We start from the raw sequence: 21099 nt of genomic DNA on the forward strand, positions 1-21099 counted from the left end.
GATTATCAAGTCGCCAAAAACGAGCGACGCAGATTGAACCTTGAAAACTGAACAAGACAAGACAAAAAAACGTCAACGTTAATTCTAGTAAGAACCTAGTTCTTACAAAGTTGCTAACACTTAAATTAGCAAATGAGCAAGTCAAACTTCTATCGGAGAGTTTGATCCTGGCTCAGGACGAACGCTGGCGGCGTGCCTAATACATGCAAGTCGAGCGGACTGATGGGAGCTTGCTCCCTGAAGTCAGCGGCGGACGGGTGAGTAACACGTGGGTAACCTGCCTGTAAGACTGGGATAACTCCGGGAAACCGGGGCTAATACCGGATAGTTCTTTTCCCCGCATGGGGAAGAGTGGAAAGGCGGCTTCGGCTGCCACTTACAGATGGACCCGCGGCGCATTAGCTAGTTGGTGAGGTAACGGCTCACCAAGGCGACGATGCGTAGCCGACCTGAGAGGGTGATCGGCCACACTGGGACTGAGACACGGCCCAGACTCCTACGGGAGGCAGCAGTAGGGAATCTTCCGCAATGGACGAAAGTCTGACGGAGCAACGCCGCGTGAGTGATGAAGGTTTTCGGATCGTAAAGCTCTGTTGTTAGGGAAGAACAAGTGCCGTTCGAATAGGGCGGCACCTTGACGGTACCTAACCAGAAAGCCACGGCTAACTACGTGCCAGCAGCCGCGGTAATACGTAGGTGGCAAGCGTTGTCCGGAATTATTGGGCGTAAAGCGCGCGCAGGCGGTCTCTTAAGTCTGATGTGAAAGCCCACGGCTCAACCGTGGAGGGTCATTGGAAACTGGGGGACTTGAGTGCAGAAGAGGAAAGTGGAATTCCACGTGTAGCGGTGAAATGCGTAGATATGTGGAGGAACACCAGTGGCGAAGGCGACTTTCTGGTCTGTAACTGACGCTGAGGCGCGAAAGCGTGGGGAGCAAACAGGATTAGATACCCTGGTAGTCCACGCCGTAAACGATGAGTGCTAAGTGTTAGAGGGTTTCCGCCCTTTAGTGCTGCAGCTAACGCATTAAGCACTCCGCCTGGGGAGTACGGTCGCAAGACTGAAACTCAAAGGAATTGACGGGGGCCCGCACAAGCGGTGGAGCATGTGGTTTAATTCGAAGCAACGCGAAGAACCTTACCAGGTCTTGACATCCTCTGACAACCCTAGAGATAGGGCTTTCCCCTTCGGGGGACAGAGTGACAGGTGGTGCATGGTTGTCGTCAGCTCGTGTCGTGAGATGTTGGGTTAAGTCCCGCAACGAGCGCAACCCTTGATCTTAGTTGCCAGCATTCAGTTGGGCACTCTAAGATGACTGCCGGTGACAAACCGGAGGAAGGTGGGGATGACGTCAAATCATCATGCCCCTTATGACCTGGGCTACACACGTGCTACAATGGACGGTACAAAGGGCAGCGAGACCGCGAGGTTCAGCAAATCCCATAAAACCGTTCTCAGTTCGGATTGCAGGCTGCAACTCGCCTGCATGAAGCTGGAATCGCTAGTAATCGCGGATCAGCATGCCGCGGTGAATACGTTCCCGGGCCTTGTACACACCGCCCGTCACACCACGAGAGTTTGTAACACCCGAAGTCGGTGAGGTAACCTTTTGGAGCCAGCCGCCTAAGGTGGGACAGATGATTGGGGTGAAGTCGTAACAAGGTAGCCGTATCGGAAGGTGCGGCTGGATCACCTCCTTTCTAAGGATATATGAGACGTGACGATTTGATTTTGTTTTGTTCAGTTTTGATGGTTTAATAAGGTTTTTTGCGAAAGTAAAATAACCCACCATCTAAAACATTGTTCTTTGAAAACTAGATAAAGATATATGAAGAAAGTCAAGAAATAACCGAGAATTCGCCGTTTTAGGATATCTCTTATGAGATATTTTGTTTGATTAACCTTTTGGTTAAGTTAGAAAGGGCGCACGGTGGATGCCTTGGCACTAGGAGCCGATGAAGGACGGGACTAACACCGATATGCTTCGGGGAGCTGTAAGTAAGCTTTGATCCGGAGATTTCCGAATGGGGGAACCCGCTGCACGTAATGGTGCAGTATCCATATCTGAATACATAGGGTATGGAAGGCAGACCCGGGGAACTGAAACATCTAAGTACCCGGAGGAAGAGAAAGCAAACGCGATTCCCTGAGTAGCGGCGAGCGAAACGGGATTAGCCCAAACCAAGAGGCTTGCCTCTTGGGGTTGTAGGACACTCTATACGGAGTTACAAAGGAACGAAGTAGACGAAGAAGTCTGGAAAGGCTCGTCACAGAAGGTAACAACCCTGTAGTCGAAACTTCGTTCCCTCTTGAGTGGATCCTGAGTACGGCGGGACACGTGAAATCCCGTCGGAAGCTGGGAGGACCATCTCCCAAGGCTAAATACTCCCTAGTGACCGATAGTGAACCAGTACCGTGAGGGAAAGGTGAAAAGCACCCCGGAAGGGGAGTGAAATAGAACCTGAAACCGTGTGCCTACAAGTAGTCAGAGCCCGTTAACGGGTGATGGCGTGCCTTTTGTAGAATGAACCGGCGAGTTACGATCCCATGCAAGGTTAAGTCGGAAAGACGGAGCCGCAGCGAAAGCGAGTCTGAACAGGGCGAATGAGTATGTGGTCGTAGACCCGAAACCAGGTGATCTACCCATGTCCAGGGTGAAGTTCAGGTAACACTGAATGGAGGCCCGAACCCACGCACGTTGAAAAGTGCGGGGATGAGGTGTGGGTAGCGGAGAAATTCCAATCGAACTTGGAGATAGCTGGTTCTCTCCGAAATAGCTTTAGGGCTAGCCTCATGTAGTAAGAGTCTTGGAGGTAGAGCACTGTTTGGACTAGGGGCCCTCATCGGGTTACCGAATTCAGACAAACTCCGAATGCCAAAGACTTATCCATGGGAGTCAGACTGCGAGTGATAAGATCCGTAGTCGAAAGGGAAACAGCCCAGACCACCAGCTAAGGTCCCAAAGTATACGTTAAGTGGAAAAGGATGTGGAGTTGCTTAGACAACCAGGATGTTGGCTTAGAAGCAGCCACCATTTAAAGAGTGCGTAATAGCTCACTGGTCGAGTGACTCTGCGCCGAAAATGTACCGGGGCTAAACGTATCACCGAAGCTGTGGATTGACACCGTCTGGTGTCAGTGGTAGGAGAGCGTTCTAAGGGCTGTGAAGCTGGACCGTAAGGACTGGTGGAGCGCTTAGAAGTGAGAATGCCGGTATGAGTAGCGAAAGACAGGTGAGAATCCTGTCCACCGAATGCCTAAGGTTTCCTGAGGAAGGCTCGTCCGCTCAGGGTTAGTCGGGACCTAAGCCGAGGCCGAAAGGCGTAGGCGATGGATAACAGGTTGATATTCCTGTACCACCTCTTTTCCGTTTGAGTGATGGGGGGACGCAGGAGGATAGGGTAAGCGCGCTGCTGGATATGCGCGTCTAAGCAGTTAGGCTGGTGATGAGGCAAATCCCGTCACCGTTAAGGCTGAGCTGTGACAGCGAGGGAAATATAGTACCGAAGTTCCTGATTCCACACTGCCAAGAAAAGCCTCTAGCGAGGAAAAAGGTGCCCGTACCGCAAACCGACACAGGTAGGCGAGGAGAGAATCCTAAGGTGAGCGAGAGAACTCTCGTTAAGGAACTCGGCAAAATGACCCCGTAACTTCGGGAGAAGGGGTGCTCTGGTAGGGTGCAAGCCCGAGAGAGCCGCAGTGAATAGGCCCAGGCGACTGTTTAGCAAAAACACAGGTCTCTGCGAAGCCGTAAGGCGAAGTATAGGGGCTGACGCCTGCCCGGTGCTGGAAGGTTAAGGGGAGTGCTTAGCGCAAGCGAAGGTGCGAACCGAAGCCCCAGTAAACGGCGGCCGTAACTATAACGGTCCTAAGGTAGCGAAATTCCTTGTCGGGTAAGTTCCGACCCGCACGAAAGGCGCAACGATCTGGGCACTGTCTCAACGAGAGACTCGGTGAAATTATAGTACCTGTGAAGATGCAGGTTACCCGCGACAGGACGGAAAGACCCCGTGGAGCTTTACTGTAGCCTGATATTGAATTTTGGCACAGCTTGTACAGGATAGGTAGGAGCCTTGGAAACCGGAGCGCCAGCTTCGGTGGAGGCGTCGGTGGGATACTACCCTGGCTGTGTTGAACTTCTAACCCGCGCCCCTGATCGGGGTGGGAGACAGTGTCAGGTGGGCAGTTTGACTGGGGCGGTCGCCTCCTAAAGAGTAACGGAGGCGCCCAAAGGTTCCCTCAGAATGGTTGGAAATCATTCGCAGAGTGTAAAGGCACAAGGGAGCTTGACTGCGAGACCTACAAGTCGAGCAGGGACGAAAGTCGGGCTTAGTGATCCGGTGGTTCCGCATGGAAGGGCCATCGCTCAACGGATAAAAGCTACCCCGGGGATAACAGGCTTATCTCCCCCAAGAGTCCACATCGACGGGGAGGTTTGGCACCTCGATGTCGGCTCATCGCATCCTGGGGCTGTAGTCGGTCCCAAGGGTTGGGCTGTTCGCCCATTAAAGCGGTACGCGAGCTGGGTTCAGAACGTCGTGAGACAGTTCGGTCCCTATCCGTCGTGGGCGCAGGAAATTTGAGAGGAGCTGTCCTTAGTACGAGAGGACCGGGATGGACGCACCGCTGGTGTACCAGTTGTCTTGCCAAAGGCATCGCTGGGTAGCTATGTGCGGAAGGGATAAGTGCTGAAAGCATCTAAGCATGAAGCCCCCCTCGAGATGAGATTTCCCATCACTTTATGTGAGTAAGATCCCTGAAAGATGATCAGGTAGATAGGTCTGAGGTGGAAGCGTGGCGACACGTGCAGCTGACAGATACTAATCGATCGAGGACTTAACCACAATTTATAGCGAACTCGGAATACTTTCTTTTCTTCATACCTTTATCTAGTTTTGAGAGAACGATGTTCTTTCAATTTCATACAGTCTGGTGATTAAGGCGAAGAGGTCACACCCGTTCCCATGCCGAACACGGAAGTTAAGCTCTTCAGCGCCGATGGTAGTTGGGGGATCTCCCCCTGTGAGAGTAGGACGTCGCCAGGCTTTACATCGGAGGATTAGCTCAGCTGGGAGAGCATCTGCCTTACAAGCAGAGGGTCGGCGGTTCGATCCCGTCATCCTCCACCATGATTTTTTACAAAGCAAAGCGGAGTAAAATAATCTGCCATAAACTAACATTGAATTCTTATTTAGAAATCAATATAATCACTTCTTGCAAGATAAAAACACCTGCCGGTGTAGCTCAACTGGTAGAGCAACTGACTTGTAATCAGTAGGTTGGGGGTTCAAGTCCTCTTGCCGGCACCACTTCTAATTTGTACGAGCCATTAGCTCAGTTGGTAGAGCATCTGACTTTTAATCAGAGGGTCGAAGGTTCGAGTCCTTCATGGCTCACCATTGTTTTCTTTCTTGGAAAACATATATAATATGCGGGTGTGGCGGAATTGGCAGACGCACCAGACTTAGGATCTGGCGCCGCAAGGCGTGGGGGTTCGACTCCCTTCACCCGCACCATATTTTTACGCGGAAGTAGTTCAGTGGTAGAACACCACCTTGCCAAGGTGGGGGTCGCGGGTTCGAATCCCGTCTTCCGCTCCATTGCAGTTTTCTTGCCGGGGTGGCGGAACTGGCAGACGCACAGGACTTAAAATCCTGCGGTAGGTGACTACCGTACCGGTTCGATTCCGGTCCTCGGCACCAGAATGTTATTCTCGGTGAAAAGAAAAAATATTGCGCCCGTAGCTCAATTGGATAGAGCGTTTGACTACGGATCAAAAGGTTAGGGGTTCGACTCCTCTCGGGCGCGCCATTAAAATATCCTTATATATCGGGGAGTAGCTCAGCTTGGTAGAGCACTTGGTTTGGGACCAAGGGGTCGCAGGTTCAAATCCTGTCTTCCCGACCACTTCAATGAATTATTACAATACGGGGCCTTAGCTCAGCTGGGAGAGCGCCTGCTTTGCACGCAGGAGGTCAGCGGTTCGATCCCGCTAGGCTCCACTTAGTTTTTTACGAAGCAAAGCGAGTAAATAAACTTCATTAAAAAACATATTGACACATCATTTCAAAGGTGTTAATATATAAAAGCTGCTCTTGAGAGCACATTCAGATTGAACCTTGAAAACTGAACAAAACAAGACAAAAAACGTCAACGTTAATTCTAGTAAGAACCTAGTTCTTACAAAGTTGCTAACACTTAAATTAGCAAATGAGCAAGTCAAACTTCTATCGGAGAGTTTGATCCTGGCTCAGGACGAACGCTGGCGGCGTGCCTAATACATGCAAGTCGAGCGGACTGATGGGAGCTTGCTCCCTGAAGTCAGCGGCGGACGGGTGAGTAACACGTGGGTAACCTGCCTGTAAGACTGGGATAACTCCGGGAAACCGGGGCTAATACCGGATAGTTCTTTTCCCCGCATGGGGGATGGTGGAAAGGCGGCTTCGGCTGCCACTTACAGATGGACCCGCGGCGCATTAGCTAGTTGGTGAGGTAACGGCTCACCAAGGCGACGATGCGTAGCCGACCTGAGAGGGTGATCGGCCACACTGGGACTGAGACACGGCCCAGACTCCTACGGGAGGCAGCAGTAGGGAATCTTCCGCAATGGACGAAAGTCTGACGGAGCAACGCCGCGTGAGTGATGAAGGTTTTCGGATCGTAAAGCTCTGTTGTTAGGGAAGAACAAGTGCCGTTCGAATAGGGCGGCACCTTGACGGTACCTAACCAGAAAGCCACGGCTAACTACGTGCCAGCAGCCGCGGTAATACGTAGGTGGCAAGCGTTGTCCGGAATTATTGGGCGTAAAGCGCGCGCAGGCGGTCTCTTAAGTCTGATGTGAAAGCCCACGGCTCAACCGTGGAGGGTCATTGGAAACTGGGGGACTTGAGTGCAGAAGAGGAAAGTGGAATTCCACGTGTAGCGGTGAAATGCGTAGATATGTGGAGGAACACCAGTGGCGAAGGCGACTTTCTGGTCTGTAACTGACGCTGAGGCGCGAAAGCGTGGGGAGCAAACAGGATTAGATACCCTGGTAGTCCACGCCGTAAACGATGAGTGCTAAGTGTTAGAGGGTTTCCGCCCTTTAGTGCTGCAGCTAACGCATTAAGCACTCCGCCTGGGGAGTACGGTCGCAAGACTGAAACTCAAAGGAATTGACGGGGGCCCGCACAAGCGGTGGAGCATGTGGTTTAATTCGAAGCAACGCGAAGAACCTTACCAGGTCTTGACATCCTCTGACAACCCTAGAGATAGGGCTTTCCCCTTCGGGGGACAGAGTGACAGGTGGTGCATGGTTGTCGTCAGCTCGTGTCGTGAGATGTTGGGTTAAGTCCCGCAACGAGCGCAACCCTTGATCTTAGTTGCCAGCATTCAGTTGGGCACTCTAAGATGACTGCCGGTGACAAACCGGAGGAAGGTGGGGATGACGTCAAATCATCATGCCCCTTATGACCTGGGCTACACACGTGCTACAATGGACGGTACAAAGGGCAGCGAGACCGCGAGGTTCAGCAAATCCCATAAAACCGTTCTCAGTTCGGATTGCAGGCTGCAACTCGCCTGCATGAAGCTGGAATCGCTAGTAATCGCGGATCAGCATGCCGCGGTGAATACGTTCCCGGGCCTTGTACACACCGCCCGTCACACCACGAGAGTTTGTAACACCCGAAGTCGGTGAGGTAACCTTTTGGAGCCAGCCGCCTAAGGTGGGACAGATGATTGGGGTGAAGTCGTAACAAGGTAGCCGTATCGGAAGGTGCGGCTGGATCACCTCCTTTCTAAGGATATATGAGACGTGACGATTTGATTTTGTTTTGTTCAGTTTTGATGGTTTAATAAGGTTTTTTGCGAAAGTAAAATAACCCACCATCTAAAACATTGTTCTTTGAAAACTAGATAAAGATATATGAAGAAAGTCAAGAAATAACCGAGAATTCGCCGTTTTAGGATATCTCTTATGAGATATTTTGTTTGATTAACCTTTTGGTTAAGTTAGAAAGGGCGCACGGTGGATGCCTTGGCACTAGGAGCCGATGAAGGACGGGACTAACACCGATATGCTTCGGGGAGCTGTAAGTAAGCTTTGATCCGGAGATTTCCGAATGGGGGAACCCGCTGCACGTAATGGTGCAGTATCCATATCTGAATACATAGGGTATGGAAGGCAGACCCGGGGAACTGAAACATCTAAGTACCCGGAGGAAGAGAAAGCAAACGCGATTCCCTGAGTAGCGGCGAGCGAAACGGGATTAGCCCAAACCAAGAGGCTTGCCTCTTGGGGTTGTAGGACACTCTATACGGAGTTACAAAGGAATGAAGTAGACGAAGAAGTCTGGAAAGGCTCGTCACAGAAGGTAACAACCCTGTAGTCGAAACTTCGTTCCCTCTTGAGTGGATCCTGAGTACGGCGGGACACGTGAAATCCCGTCGGAAGCTGGGAGGACCATCTCCCAAGGCTAAATACTCCCTAGTGACCGATAGTGAACCAGTACCGTGAGGGAAAGGTGAAAAGCACCCCGGAAGGGGAGTGAAATAGAACCTGAAACCGTGTGCCTACAAGTAGTCAGAGCCCGTTAACGGGTGATGGCGTGCCTTTTGTAGAATGAACCGGCGAGTTACGATCCCATGCAAGGTTAAGTCGGAAAGACGGAGCCGCAGCGAAAGCGAGTCTGAACAGGGCGAATGAGTATGTGGTCGTAGACCCGAAACCAGGTGATCTACCCATGTCCAGGGTGAAGTTCAGGTAACACTGAATGGAGGCCCGAACCCACGCACGTTGAAAAGTGCGGGGATGAGGTGTGGGTAGCGGAGAAATTCCAATCGAACTTGGAGATAGCTGGTTCTCTCCGAAATAGCTTTAGGGCTAGCCTCATGTAGTAAGAGTCTTGGAGGTAGAGCACTGTTTGGACTAGGGGCCCTCATCGGGTTACCGAATTCAGACAAACTCCGAATGCCAAAGACTTATCCATGGGAGTCAGACTGCGAGTGATAAGATCCGTAGTCGAAAGGGAAACAGCCCAGACCACCAGCTAAGGTCCCAAAGTATACGTTAAGTGGAAAAGGATGTGGAGTTGCTTAGACAACCAGGATGTTGGCTTAGAAGCAGCCACCATTTAAAGAGTGCGTAATAGCTCACTGGTCGAGTGACTCTGCGCCGAAAATGTACCGGGGCTAAACGTATCACCGAAGCTGTGGATTGACACCGTCTGGTGTCAGTGGTAGGAGAGCGTTCTAAGGGCTGTGAAGCTGGACCGTAAGGACTGGTGGAGCGCTTAGAAGTGAGAATGCCGGTATGAGTAGCGAAAGACAGGTGAGAATCCTGTCCACCGAATGCCTAAGGTTTCCTGAGGAAGGCTCGTCCGCTCAGGGTTAGTCGGGACCTAAGCCGAGGCCGAAAGGCGTAGGCGATGGATAACAGGTTGATATTCCTGTACCACCTCTTTTCCGTTTGAGTGATGGGGGGACGCAGGAGGATAGGGTAAGCGCGCTGCTGGATATGCGCGTCTAAGCAGTTAGGCTGGTGATGAGGCAAATCCCGTCACCGTTAAGGCTGAGCTGTGACAGCGAGGGAAATATAGTACCGAAGTTCCTGATTCCACACTGCCAAGAAAAGCCTCTAGCGAGGAAAAAGGTGCCCGTACCGCAAACCGACACAGGTAGGCGAGGAGAGAATCCTAAGGTGAGCGAGAGAACTCTCGTTAAGGAACTCGGCAAAATGACCCCGTAACTTCGGGAGAAGGGGTGCTCTGGTAGGGTGCAAGCCCGAGAGAGCCGCAGTGAATAGGCCCAGGCGACTGTTTAGCAAAAACACAGGTCTCTGCGAAGCCGTAAGGCGAAGTATAGGGGCTGACGCCTGCCCGGTGCTGGAAGGTTAAGGGGAGTGCTTAGCGCAAGCGAAGGTGCGAACCGAAGCCCCAGTAAACGGCGGCCGTAACTATAACGGTCCTAAGGTAGCGAAATTCCTTGTCGGGTAAGTTCCGACCCGCACGAAAGGCGCAACGATCTGGGCACTGTCTCAACGAGAGACTCGGTGAAATTATAGTACCTGTGAAGATGCAGGTTACCCGCGACAGGACGGAAAGACCCCGTGGAGCTTTACTGTAGCCTGATATTGAATTTTGGCACAGCTTGTACAGGATAGGTAGGAGCCTTGGAAACCGGAGCGCCAGCTTCGGTGGAGGCGTCGGTGGGATACTACCCTGGCTGTGTTGAACTTCTAACCCGCGCCCCTGATCGGGGTGGGAGACAGTGTCAGGTGGGCAGTTTGACTGGGGCGGTCGCCTCCTAAAGAGTAACGGAGGCGCCCAAAGGTTCCCTCAGAATGGTTGGAAATCATTCGCAGAGTGTAAAGGCACAAGGGAGCTTGACTGCGAGACCTACAAGTCGAGCAGGGACGAAAGTCGGGCTTAGTGATCCGGTGGTTCCGCATGGAAGGGCCATCGCTCAACGGATAAAAGCTACCCCGGGGATAACAGGCTTATCTCCCCCAAGAGTCCACATCGACGGGGAGGTTTGGCACCTCGATGTCGGCTCATCGCATCCTGGGGCTGTAGTCGGTCCCAAGGGTTGGGCTGTTCGCCCATTAAAGCGGTACGCGAGCTGGGTTCAGAACGTCGTGAGACAGTTCGGTCCCTATCCGTCGTGGGCGCAGGAAATTTGAGAGGAGCTGTCCTTAGTACGAGAGGACCGGGATGGACGCACCGCTGGTGTACCAGTTGTCTTGCCAAAGGCATCGCTGGGTAGCTATGTGCGGAAGGGATAAGTGCTGAAAGCATCTAAGCATGAAGCCCCCCTCGAGATGAGATTTCCCATCACTTTATGTGAGTAAGATCCCTGAAAGATGATCAGGTAGATAGGTCTGAGGTGGAAGCGTGGCGACACGTGCAGCTGACAGATACTAATCGATCGAGGACTTAACCACAATTTATAGCGAACTCGGAATACTTTCTTTTCTTCATACCTTTATCTAGTTTTGAGAGAACGATGTTCTTTCAACTTCATACATAGTCTGGTGATTAAGGCGAAGAGGTCACACCCGTTCCCATGCCGAACACGGAAGTTAAGCTCTTCAGCGCCGATGGTAGTTGGGGGATCTCCCCCTGTGAGAGTAGGACGTCGCCAGGCAAATGAGAGGGTACCCTGATGGGTGCTCTTTTTTTGTGTTTTGAAAGAATGAAACCGAAAGGTTTAGAAAGCACTACCCTGAATATTCATCAAAAGCAGGAGCGAGGGCGGGGAGGAGCAAGAAGGTCGAGGACGCGAGGGAGAGAGCACCGGAGTGGGCTCTGCCCATGAGGATGTGAACGAGCGAAGCGGACGAAGAGATTCGCCGCTCATCGCCGGCCGAGCCTTCAGAGCCGATGGTAGTTGGGGGCTCCCCCTGTGAGAGTAGGACGTCGCCAGGCAAATGAGAGGGTACCCTGATGGGTGCTCTTTTTTGTGTTTAAAGAGAGGTGAAATCGAAAGGTTTGGAGAGGTCTTTCCTAAATATTCTTCAAAAGCAGGAGCGAGGTCGGGGAGGAGCAAGAAGGTCGAGGACGCGAGGGAGAGAGCACCGGAGTGGGCTCTGCCCATGAGGATGTGAACGAGCGAAGCGGACGAAGAGATTCGCCGCTCATCGCCGGCCGAGCCTTCAGTGCCGATGGTAGTTGGGGCTCCCCCTGTGAGAGTAAGACGTCGCCAGGCAAATGAGAGAGTACCTTGATGGGTGCTCTTTTTTTGTGTTTAAAATTAAGGGGAAAAACTTCCCTTATTTAGGGAATGACACTAAAAAATAGTTGAAATAAAGGGAGTTTTTACCGCTATTCCTTTAAAATCATGAAAAATGGGGAGAAGGGCCAGGAATAAGGGGAGAATTTACCCTTATTTATCGCTAACTCAGCCATGTTATGCAGTTTAAGGGGAATTTTACCCCTTATTTTATGGATATCAGCAAAAGCAGGAACTAGGGCGGGGAGAAGCGCTAGACGCAAAAATTTGGAATTAGACGCAATTCCCCTCTGATTAGACGCAATTATAGAATAATCGACGCAATAATTCAGAATTAGAAGCAATTAAAAGTGAAGAAATTATTTTCAATCCCAATCCGGAAAGTACTTTGATGCATACCCGCTCAAAATCCATGCATAAACAAAAATAAAAAGCGTCATTACCCGACAAAAAAGTCTGTTCGCACGTTTTTTCTGCTTTCAGACAGAATAATTCCAGATCCAGCATGATAATATAAAATCCGGTACGATGAACTCAACAGCGGTAGATAAATATCATCCTCCTCCTTTACCATTCTTCCAAAGTTAACAACCAGCCACATTAATTCCACATAAAACCTCAATTCGCAGGTTTAAGAAACCCCTTCTCCTGGGAAAACTTTTAAGGCAGATTTAATGGATTGCAATGACAAGTTGTTCTGGTGTATAATCTTAGTCAAATATAGTCAAAGTCAAAAGAGGAGGAGGCCTGATGAGGAATATTTCCGATATCATCGAAAACTATCTTAAGAAGGTTTTTGAGTCAAGCGGCAATGAGATTGTCGAGATAAAGCGCAGCGAGATTGCTGACAAGTTTCAGTGTGTCCCCTCCCAGATCAACTATGTGATCAATACGAGATTTACGATTGAGAGAGGGTATATGGTCGAGAGCAAACGGGGCGGCGGGGGATATATCCGCATTATGAAAGTGCAGTCCCTTGATCATGCCCATCTAGTCGATCAGTTGATTTCACTGGTAGATAATAGAGTCTCTCAAAGTACTGCAGAAGATTTGGTATATAGATTGGTTGAAGAAGAGGTTATTACCTTAAGAGAAGCGAAAATAATGATAAGCGTGATGGATCGCTCAGTCCTTTATATTGATCTGCCTGACAGGGATGAGTTACGGGCAAGGATGCTGAAGGCGATGCTGATTACCTTAAAATATAAATAGGAGAGGTGAGTTAATTGATTTGTCAGGAGTGCAATGAAAGACCTGCCACTCTCCATTTTACAAAGATAGTGAACGGGGAAAAGACAGAAGTCCATTTATGTGAAAGATGTGCCCAGGAAAAAGGGGAGATGTTCATGTTTGATGGATCTCCTGCCTTTTCGGTCAACAGTCTCCTTTCAGGACTTTTAAATTTGAGTCCAGCAATGAAACAGCAGGAAGCACAGATACAGCAAGAGGAAGTGCTTCAATGCGATAAGTGCAAGATGACCTTTCAGCAGTTCATTAATGTAGGCCGTTTTGGCTGTTCGAACTGTTATGAGACATTTAAAGATGAGTTGACCCCGATATTGCGGAGGGTCCACAGCGGGAATGTCGAACATCATGGGAAGGTTCCCGCACGTATGGGAGGCACCATCCATTTAAAGAAGAAGATTACAGAATTAAGGGCACAGCTGCAGCAGCTGATCCAGGATGAAGAATTTGAACAGGCTGCAGGGGTAAGGGATGAGATTCGCTCCCTTGAGAAGGAAATCCGCCAAGAGGGAGGAGAGCAGTAATGTCGATCGAGAAATTCTTGAGCCAGGCATCAAGCTCTTGGATGAGTGAAGACGGCCCTAACTCAGATATCGTTTTGAGCACCCGGATCCGCCTTGCCCGCAACTTAAAAGAATATTTGTTTCCGACACTTTTTTCTTCAGAGGAAGCAAATAAGATTCTTGGAAAGGTGCAGGGGTGCATTGACGAGGAATCAGGCGAGCACGGGAATCTTGAACTATTAAAAATGTCAGAAATGCAGACGCTTCAAAAGCGGGTCCTGATGGAAAAGCATCTTGTGAGCCCGAATCTCACAGATGACTCAAGCTATGGAGCAGTTGTGCTTTCAGAAAAAGAAGATATAAGCATCATGGTAAATGAGGAAGACCATATCCGGATTCAGTGTTTATTTCCTGGTCTCCAGTTGAAAGAGGCATTGAAAAAAGCTGATGAAATCGATGACTGGCTGGAAAGCAAGCTGGATTTTGCCTTTCATGAAAAGAGCGGTTATCTTACTTCGTGCCCGACCAATGTCGGAACCGGAATGAGAGCTTCCGTCATGATGCACCTTCCTGCCTTGATCATCACACAGCAGATGAACAGGATCATTCCTGCCATCAACCAATTAGGTCTGGTTGTTAGAGGAATTTATGGTGAAGGCAGCGAAGCTTTAGGTAACATCTTTCAAATTTCCAATCAAATCACTCTCGGAAAATCGGAAGAAGATATCGTAGATGATTTAACGGGAGTCGTCAAACAGATTATTGCTCAAGAACAATCAGCACGGGAAGCATTAGTGAAAACTTCGAACATACAATTAGAAGACAGAGTGTTCCGCTCTCTGGGTGTCCTTGAGAATTGCAGGGTAATCGAGTCAAAAGAAGCTGCTAAATGTTTGTCAGATGTGAGATTGGGGATTGATTTAGGGTATATACAAAATATATCCCGCAATATTTTGAATGAATTAATGATTCTTACCCAGCCAGGGTTTTTACAACAATATTCAGGCGGTCCGCTCCGCCCAGATGAAAGAGACATAAGAAGAGCGGCATTTATTCGGGAACGACTTAAACTTGAGAATAGAAGTAGTTAGGAGGAGACGAATATGATGTTTGGCAGATTTACTGAAAGAGCCCAGAAGGTGTTGGCTTTAGCACAGGAAGAGGCAATCCGCTTATCACACAGCAACATTGGTACGGAACACATTCTTTTAGGATTGGTTCGTGAGGGTGAAGGGATTGCAGCGAAAGGATTGACGGCCCTTGGATTAAGCCCTGAAAAAATCCAGAAAGAAGTGGAAAGCCTTATTGGGAAGGGCAAGGAGAACTCCCAGACGATCCATTACACACCGAGAGCAAAGAAGGTCATTGAACTGTCAATGGACGAAGCCAGAAAACTGGGACATTCCTATGTTGGGACAGAGCATATCCTCCTTGGCCTGATCAGAGAAGGAGAAGGAGTAGCGGCCCGTGTATTGAATAATCTTGGTGTCAGTCTGAACAAAGCCAGACAGCAAGTGCTTCAACTGCTCGGCAGCAATGAATCAAATGGGCATCAGGGCGGCACTAACACAAATGCGAACACGCCGACCTTGGATAGTCTTGCAAGAGATTTGACAGCCATTGCGCGAGAAGACAGCCTTGATCCGGTAATCGGAAGAAGCAAGGAAATCCAGCGTGTCATCGAAGTATTAAGCAGAAGAACAAAGAACAACCCTGTATTGATCGGTGAGCCTGGGGTAGGTAAAACAGCGATTGCTGAAGGACTTGCACAGCAGATCGTCAATAACGAAGTTCCTGAGATCCTTCGTGACAAACGCGTCATGACCCTGGATATGGGAACGGTTGTTGCAGGAACGAAATACCGCGGGGAATTTGAAGACCGCTTGAAAAAGGTGATGGATGAAATCCGCCAGGCGGGCAACATCATCCTCTTCATCGATGAGCTGCATACATTGATTGGTGCCGGCGGAGCGGAAGGTGCCATTGATGCATCCAACATCCTGAAGCCTTCATTGGCACGTGGTGAATTGCAATGTATCGGTGCGACGACTCTGGATGAGTACCGTAAATACATCGAAAAAGATGCGGCTTTAGAAAGAAGGTTCCAGCCAATCCAGGTGGATGAACCGACAACAGAAGAGTCCATTCAAATCTTGAAAGGCCTTCGTGACCGTTATGAAGCCCATCATCGTGTATCCATAACGGATGAGGCGATTGAAGCGGCAGTCAAGCTATCAGACCGCTATATCTCAGACCGGTTCCTTCCGGATAAAGCGATCGACCTTATCGATGAGTCAGGTTCAAAGGTGAGGCTGCGTTCTTACACCACTCCTCCTAATCTGAAAGAGCTGGAAGTGAAGCTTGAAGAGATTAGAAAAGAGAAAGATGCTGCGGTCCAAAGCCAGGAATTCGAAAAGGCGGCTTCCCTAAGAGATACGGAACAGCGCTTGAGAGAAGAGCTTGAAGATACGAAGAAAACCTGGAAAGAAAAGCAGGGGCAGGAGAACACAGAAGTGACTGTCGAGGATATAGCCAAGGTTGTATCCAGCTGGACCGGTATCCCTGTAAGCAAGCTTGCACAGACTGAAACGGATAAGCTTCTGAAGCTGGAAGAAATCCTTCACTCCCGTGTAATCGGCCAGGATGAAGCGGTTAAAGCTGTATCGAAGGCTGTAAGAAGAGCAAGAGCCGGCTTGAAAGATCCGAAAAGACCGATCGGTTCATTCGTTTTCCTTGGGCCTACTGGTGTAGGAAAAACAGAATTGGCAAGAGCACTGGCAGAATCCATGTTCGGTGATGAGGATTCGATGATCCGGATTGATATGTCCGAGTACATGGAAAAACATTCGACTTCCCGTCTTGTCGGGTCGCCTCCTGGTTATGTCGGATATGAAGAAGGCGGACAGCTTACCGAAAAAGTACGCCGCAAGCCTTATTCCGTCATCCTGCTGGATGAAATCGAAAAAGCCCATCCAGATGTGTTCAACATCCTTCTTCAAGTATTGGAAGACGGCCGGTTGACTGACAGTAAAGGACGTACAGTGGACTTCCGTAATACAGTTCTGATCATGACGTCAAACGTCGGAGCGGAATCACTTAAGAAGAATAAATATGTCGGCTTTAACATCCAGGATGGGGAACAGGATTACAAAGATATGAAAGGAAAAGTGATGGAGGAACTGAAGAGAGCCTTCCGTCCGGAATTCCTGAACCGTATCGATGAAATCATCGTCTTCCATTCACTGGAAAAAGAACATCTGAAAGAGATTGTGACATTGATGTCCGATCAATTGACAAACAGACTGAAAGAACAGGATATTTCTCTTGAGCTTACAGAGGCGGCAAAAGAGAAGATTGCCGATGAAGGCTTCGATCCTGAGTACGGAGCACGTCCGTTACGCCGTGCCATCCAGAAACATATCGAGGACCGTCTATCTGAAGAACTGCTGAAAGGAACGGTTCTTACGGGTCAAAACGTCGTCATTGATGTAGAAGATAAAGAGTTCACAGTCCGTATGAAAGAAACGAGCAACACACCTTCATAATGATCAGGTCAAGCAATCAAGGGCAGTCACTTTATTCCCTGATGGAAGACTCTGCTGCAAGGCAGGGGTTCCATCAGAGGGAAGGCTGCTCTTGGCTTGCCTTTTTTCATTTTACAAAAGGATCATAATGATGCGGCAATTTGCCACATTCCCTTGGATTGAGAGAGGAAAATTGCTATCCGGGTCTTTTTACTCCCCCCTAATTTGTCACTATCCTGCAAATGAGCTGCAATCGTTCCCTAAGTAGTATTTCAATAAAATAATTTACATAGATATAAAAGAGAGAGGTTATACAGTTGGCGAAAAAGAAAACAAAATTCATGTGTCAGTCCTGTGGATATGAATCAGCAAAATGGATGGGAAGATGTCCAGGCTGTTCTGAATGGAATAAGATGGTGGAAGAAGTAGAGATCACGGGTAAACAGCCTCGAGGGGCCTTTAAGCATTCCGTACAGCAGGGTCCGTCCAAAGCTGAAAAACTTGTATCCATTGAATCGAAACAGGAGCCCCGGGTAGAAACGGATTCCAGAGAGTTAAACAGGGTGCTTGGAGGGGGAGTGGTCCCCGGTTCTCTTGTCCTCATCGGCGGAGATCCAGGTATCGGAAAATCGACTTTGCTTTTACAGGTTTCATCCCAGTTAGCTGAGGGTAAACATAAAGTTCTATATATATCCGGTGAGGAATCAATTAAACAGACAAAGCTGAGAGCAGACCGTTTGGAGATCAAAGCGGATGATCTTTATATATACGCAGAAACCAACCTGGAAGCCATTCATGGGACCATTGAGGAGCTTTCTCCTGAATTTGTGATTGTGGACTCCATCCAGACCATCTTCCATCCGGAAGTGACGTCTGCCCCGGGAAGTGTATCACAGGTCCGGGAATGTACGGCAGAATTAATGAGGATTGCCAAAACAAAAGGAATTGCGATATTTATAGTCGGGCATGTTACAAAAGAGGGGTCCATTGCAGGTCCGAGGCTATTGGAACATATGGTCGATACCGTCCTGTATTTTGAAGGCGAGAGGCATCACGCTTACAGGATTCTGAGAGCGGTCAAAAACCGGTTTGGTTCGACGAATGAAATGGGAATCTTTGAAATGAAGGAACTGGGCCTTGAGGAAGTGGATAACCCGTCCGAGATTTTCCTGGAAGAAAGGTCGCAGGGAGCTGCGGGTTCGACGGTAGTCGCCTCCATGGAAGGCACGAGGCCGGTTCTTGTCGAAATCCAGGCACTTGTTACGCCGACAAGCTTCAACAATCCACGGAGGATGGCGACAGGAATCGACCACAGCAGAGTGTCATTGATCATGGCTGTTCTTGAAAAGCGTGCCGGCTTTCTGCTTCAGCATCAGGATGCCTACCTGAAAGTGGCAGGCGGTGTAAAGCTTGATGAACCTGCCATTGACCTGGCGGTTGCAGCATCCATTGCCTCCAGTTTCCGGGACCAGTCATCCGACCCATTCGATTGCATTATCGGCGAGGTTGGACTGACGGGTGAGATCCGCCGTGTGTCCAGGATTGAACAGCGTGTTCAGGAAGCGGCGAAGCTGGGCTTTAAAAGAGTCATCATTCCTGCTAATAATATCGGGGGGTGGAAGGCACCTTCCGGAATTGAGATCATCGGTGTGAAAAATATCAATGAAGCGCTGAAGCAAATTTTAGGAGGATAAATACATGAATGAAAAGAAGGTACAGGATAAGTCGATGTCCGATATCTTGCAGTTCGTTGCTCCGGGGTCGCCGCTCCGCGAGGGCATCGATAATGTCCTTAGAGCAAATACGGGAGGGCTTATTGTTATTGGCTACAATGATAAAGTGAAATCATTAGTGGATGGCGGCTTTCATATAAACAGTGTATTTTCGCCGAGTTATCTTTATGAACTGGCTAAAATGGACGGAGCGATCATCTTAAATGATTCAGGGACCAAGATCATCCTGGCCAATGCGCAGCTCGCCCCCGATGCCACTGTACCTTCTTCTGAGACCGGCATGAGGCACCGGACGGCAGAGCGTGTTGCCAAGCAGACCAAGTGCCTTGTGATTGCCATTTCGCAAAGAAGAAATGTCATCACCTTATATCAAGGCAATTTCAGGTATGCCTTGAAGGATATATCCAATATCCTTACAAAAGCCAACCAGGCGATCCAGACGCTCGAGAAGTACAAGGTTGTGCTCGACCAAAGCATCTCTAACCTTTCCGTGCTTGAATTCGAAGAGCTGGTGACCTACAGTGATCTCCTTCAGGTCCTTCACCGATTTGAAATGGTCCTTAGGATCAAAAATGAACTCTTGACCTATTTAAGTGAGCTTGGAACAGAAGGAAGGCTGATCCGGCTGCAGATGAATGAACTGCTTTCAGACATAGAAGAGGAAGCGATGCTGATTATCAGAGATTACTCCCATGCCCGGGATATCAAACCATTCGATGTTCTGCATAAGTTTCAGGAGCTTGTCCATTCCGAAGTACTGGATGACACGGTGCTCCTCAAGCTGCTGGGCTATAATGGATACATCCATTTGGACGATGGCATCTGTCCGAGAGGTTACCGTGTATTGAATAAAATCCCGAGGCTGCCGATCGTCATCATTGAGAACCTTGTGACCAATTTTGAGATCTTGCCGAATATCCTGAAAGCAGACGTAGAGGCTTTGGATGATGTTGAAGGAATCGGGGAGGTCAGGGCCCGCAAAATCAAACAGGGGTTGAAATTGATCAGGGAACAAACGTTTGCGGACAGGCAGCTTTAGGTCATTTGTCACACCAGCAGCTTTATGTTAAAATATGACTTTTTTAAAATTGACACCCTATTGATTAAGTGTTAGCCTTTTTAAAAAGGCTGGAAGCATAAGGAACTATACTAATATAACAGTAGTGTATCTTTTTAGTTACATTCAAAAAATATTGCGATTTTATACGTTTCAAAAATAGGAAATTGTTTATAATGAGTAGGAGGAGGTGAGGGGATGTTAAAGAGAATCGTTCAAGCATGTTTCCTTATTCTTGGGGGGACATTAGGGATTTTTCTTCTTCCCGATTTACTAACACTAATAAATTTGTCAGATGAACCGTTATTAAACAACCCTTATATAACTGCCATCTTAGGAGCTATTATTTTTTATATATTAACTTTCTGGGCAGTTAAGTACGTGGAGAACTTTGTGAAGTGGTTTGAAGATACGCTGGTGAAAGCGCCGGTAACCGATCTCCTTTTCGGAAGCTTGGGATTAATTCTCGGTTTATTCGTCGCTTATCTCTTCGGAATTCCTTTTAACTCTATGGAGATCCCGATTGTCAATACAGTCGTGCCGATCCTGCTGACCCTTCTGCTGGGATATCTTGGATTCCAGGTTGGGTTCAAGAAAAGAGATGAACTGATCAACCTATTCTCGATGGGCAGCAAAGACAAAGGGAAAAAGAAAGGGTCTGAAGATGAGATTGATGCTCCGGAGAAGACGCTTAAGATTCTGGATACGAGTGTCATCATCGATGGACGCATTGCCGACATCTGTCAAACCGGATTCCTTGAAGGGATTATTGTCATTCCGCAATTCGTACTGGAAGAACTGCAGCATATCGCCGACTCTTCAGATGTGTTAAAAAGAAACCGGGGAAGACGCGGACTTGATATCCTGAACCGGATCCAAAAAGAACTTCCGATCGAAGTCCAGATTTATGAGGGGGACTTTGAGGAAATCCAGGAAGTGGACAGCAAGCTTGTGAAGCTGGCAAAGATTACGAACGGGATTGTCGTAACGAATGACTTTAACTTAAATAAAGTATGTGACTTGCAGAGTGTGCAGGTTTTGAATATCAATGATCTTGCAAATGCAGTCAAGCCTGTCGTTCTGCCTGGAGAAGAATTGCGCGTCCAGGTCATTAAGGATGGGAAAGAACAAAAGCAAGGTATTGCATACCTGGATGACGGCACAATGATTGTTGTAGAAGAAGGCAGGAACTATATCGGCAAGAGCATTGAAGTGCTTGTGACAAGCGTACTTCAAACTTCTGCCGGAAGAATGATTTTTGCTAAACCGAAACAATTGGAAAAAGCGTTATAATCCATAGGTGTAAATAACAGCATGGTAAACCGGCGG

The 21099-nt window shown here is 48.8% G+C and carries 7 protein-coding genes, 9 tRNA genes and 6 rRNA genes; all 22 read left to right on the forward strand.

The features are described 5' to 3' along the window. The first annotated feature begins 149 nt into the window (after positions 1-149). Positions 150-1700 (forward strand): 16S ribosomal RNA (locus ACOJQI_RS00500). Positions 1701-1907: 207 nt separating this feature from the next. Continuing rightward, positions 1908-4843: ribosomal RNA gene (locus tag ACOJQI_RS00505) — 23S ribosomal RNA — on the forward strand. Positions 4844-4927: 84 nt separating this feature from the next. Next, positions 4928-5044 (forward strand): 5S ribosomal RNA (gene rrf, locus ACOJQI_RS00510). Positions 5045-5052: 8 nt separating this feature from the next. Next, positions 5053-5128, forward strand: a tRNA-Val gene (locus tag ACOJQI_RS00515). 104 nt (positions 5129-5232) lie between these two features. Then, positions 5233-5308 (forward strand) — tRNA-Thr (locus tag ACOJQI_RS00520). Between the two features lie 14 nt (positions 5309-5322). Then, a tRNA-Lys gene (locus ACOJQI_RS00525) sits at positions 5323-5398 on the forward strand. A 32-nt stretch (positions 5399-5430) separates the two neighbouring features. Continuing rightward, positions 5431-5515 (forward strand) — tRNA-Leu (locus ACOJQI_RS00530). A 9-nt stretch (positions 5516-5524) separates the two neighbouring features. Next, positions 5525-5599 (forward strand) — tRNA-Gly (locus ACOJQI_RS00535). A 13-nt stretch (positions 5600-5612) separates the two neighbouring features. Next, a tRNA-Leu gene (locus ACOJQI_RS00540) sits at positions 5613-5701 on the forward strand. 32 nt (positions 5702-5733) lie between these two features. Beyond that, a tRNA-Arg gene (locus ACOJQI_RS00545) sits at positions 5734-5810 on the forward strand. Between the two features lie 19 nt (positions 5811-5829). Next, a tRNA-Pro gene (locus ACOJQI_RS00550) sits at positions 5830-5906 on the forward strand. Positions 5907-5928: 22 nt separating this feature from the next. Continuing rightward, positions 5929-6001: transfer RNA gene (locus ACOJQI_RS00555), tRNA-Ala, on the forward strand. Positions 6002-6226: 225 nt separating this feature from the next. Further along, positions 6227-7777 (forward strand): 16S ribosomal RNA (locus ACOJQI_RS00560). 207 nt (positions 7778-7984) lie between these two features. Continuing rightward, a 23S ribosomal RNA gene (locus ACOJQI_RS00565) occupies positions 7985-10920 on the forward strand. Between the two features lie 86 nt (positions 10921-11006). Beyond that, positions 11007-11123 (forward strand): 5S ribosomal RNA (gene rrf / locus ACOJQI_RS00570). Together the 16S, 23S and 5S rRNA genes with 9 tRNA genes alongside form the textbook arrangement of a ribosomal RNA operon. Before the next feature lie 1332 nt (positions 11124-12455). Next, on the forward strand, positions 12456-12920 hold the full coding sequence (locus ACOJQI_RS00575) for a CtsR family transcriptional regulator (RefSeq protein ID WP_421385362.1): 465 nt from the start codon (positions 12456-12458) through the stop codon (positions 12918-12920). Positions 12921-12934: 14 nt separating this feature from the next. Further along, entirely contained in the window at positions 12935-13477 is a 543-nt protein-coding gene (locus ACOJQI_RS00580) for a UvrB/UvrC motif-containing protein (protein WP_421382599.1), read from the forward strand. Continuing rightward, positions 13477-14547 carry a protein arginine kinase gene (locus ACOJQI_RS00585; RefSeq protein WP_421382601.1) on the forward strand — a complete coding sequence of 357 codons (1071 nt, stop codon included), beginning with the start codon at positions 13477-13479 and terminating at the stop codon, positions 14545-14547. Before ACOJQI_RS00580 ends, ACOJQI_RS00585 begins: the two co-directional genes overlap by 1 nt. Before the next feature lie 12 nt (positions 14548-14559). Then, positions 14560-17001: an ATP-dependent protease ATP-binding subunit ClpC gene (gene clpC / locus ACOJQI_RS00590; RefSeq protein WP_421382603.1), complete on the forward strand. Its 2442-nt coding sequence runs from the start codon at positions 14560-14562 to the stop codon at positions 16999-17001. 296 nt (positions 17002-17297) lie between these two features. After that, positions 17298-18674, forward strand: coding sequence for a DNA repair protein RadA (gene radA, locus ACOJQI_RS00595; protein WP_421382605.1), 1377 nt, complete (start codon positions 17298-17300; stop codon positions 18672-18674). 4 nt (positions 18675-18678) lie between these two features. After that, positions 18679-19752, forward strand: a complete 1074-nt coding sequence (gene disA / locus ACOJQI_RS00600; protein WP_421382607.1) for a DNA integrity scanning diadenylate cyclase DisA — start codon at positions 18679-18681, stop codon at positions 19750-19752. Positions 19753-19968: 216 nt separating this feature from the next. After that, complete coding sequence (locus ACOJQI_RS00605) at positions 19969-21063, forward strand: PIN/TRAM domain-containing protein (RefSeq protein ID WP_421382609.1); 1095 nt, start codon at positions 19969-19971, stop codon at positions 21061-21063. The last annotated feature ends 36 nt before the right edge of the window (positions 21064-21099 follow it).

The organism is Bacillus salacetis (assembly GCF_049177075.1).
In the GTDB taxonomy this organism is placed as follows: Bacteria; Bacillota; Bacilli; order Bacillales; family Bacillaceae_B; genus Rossellomorea; species Rossellomorea salacetis_A.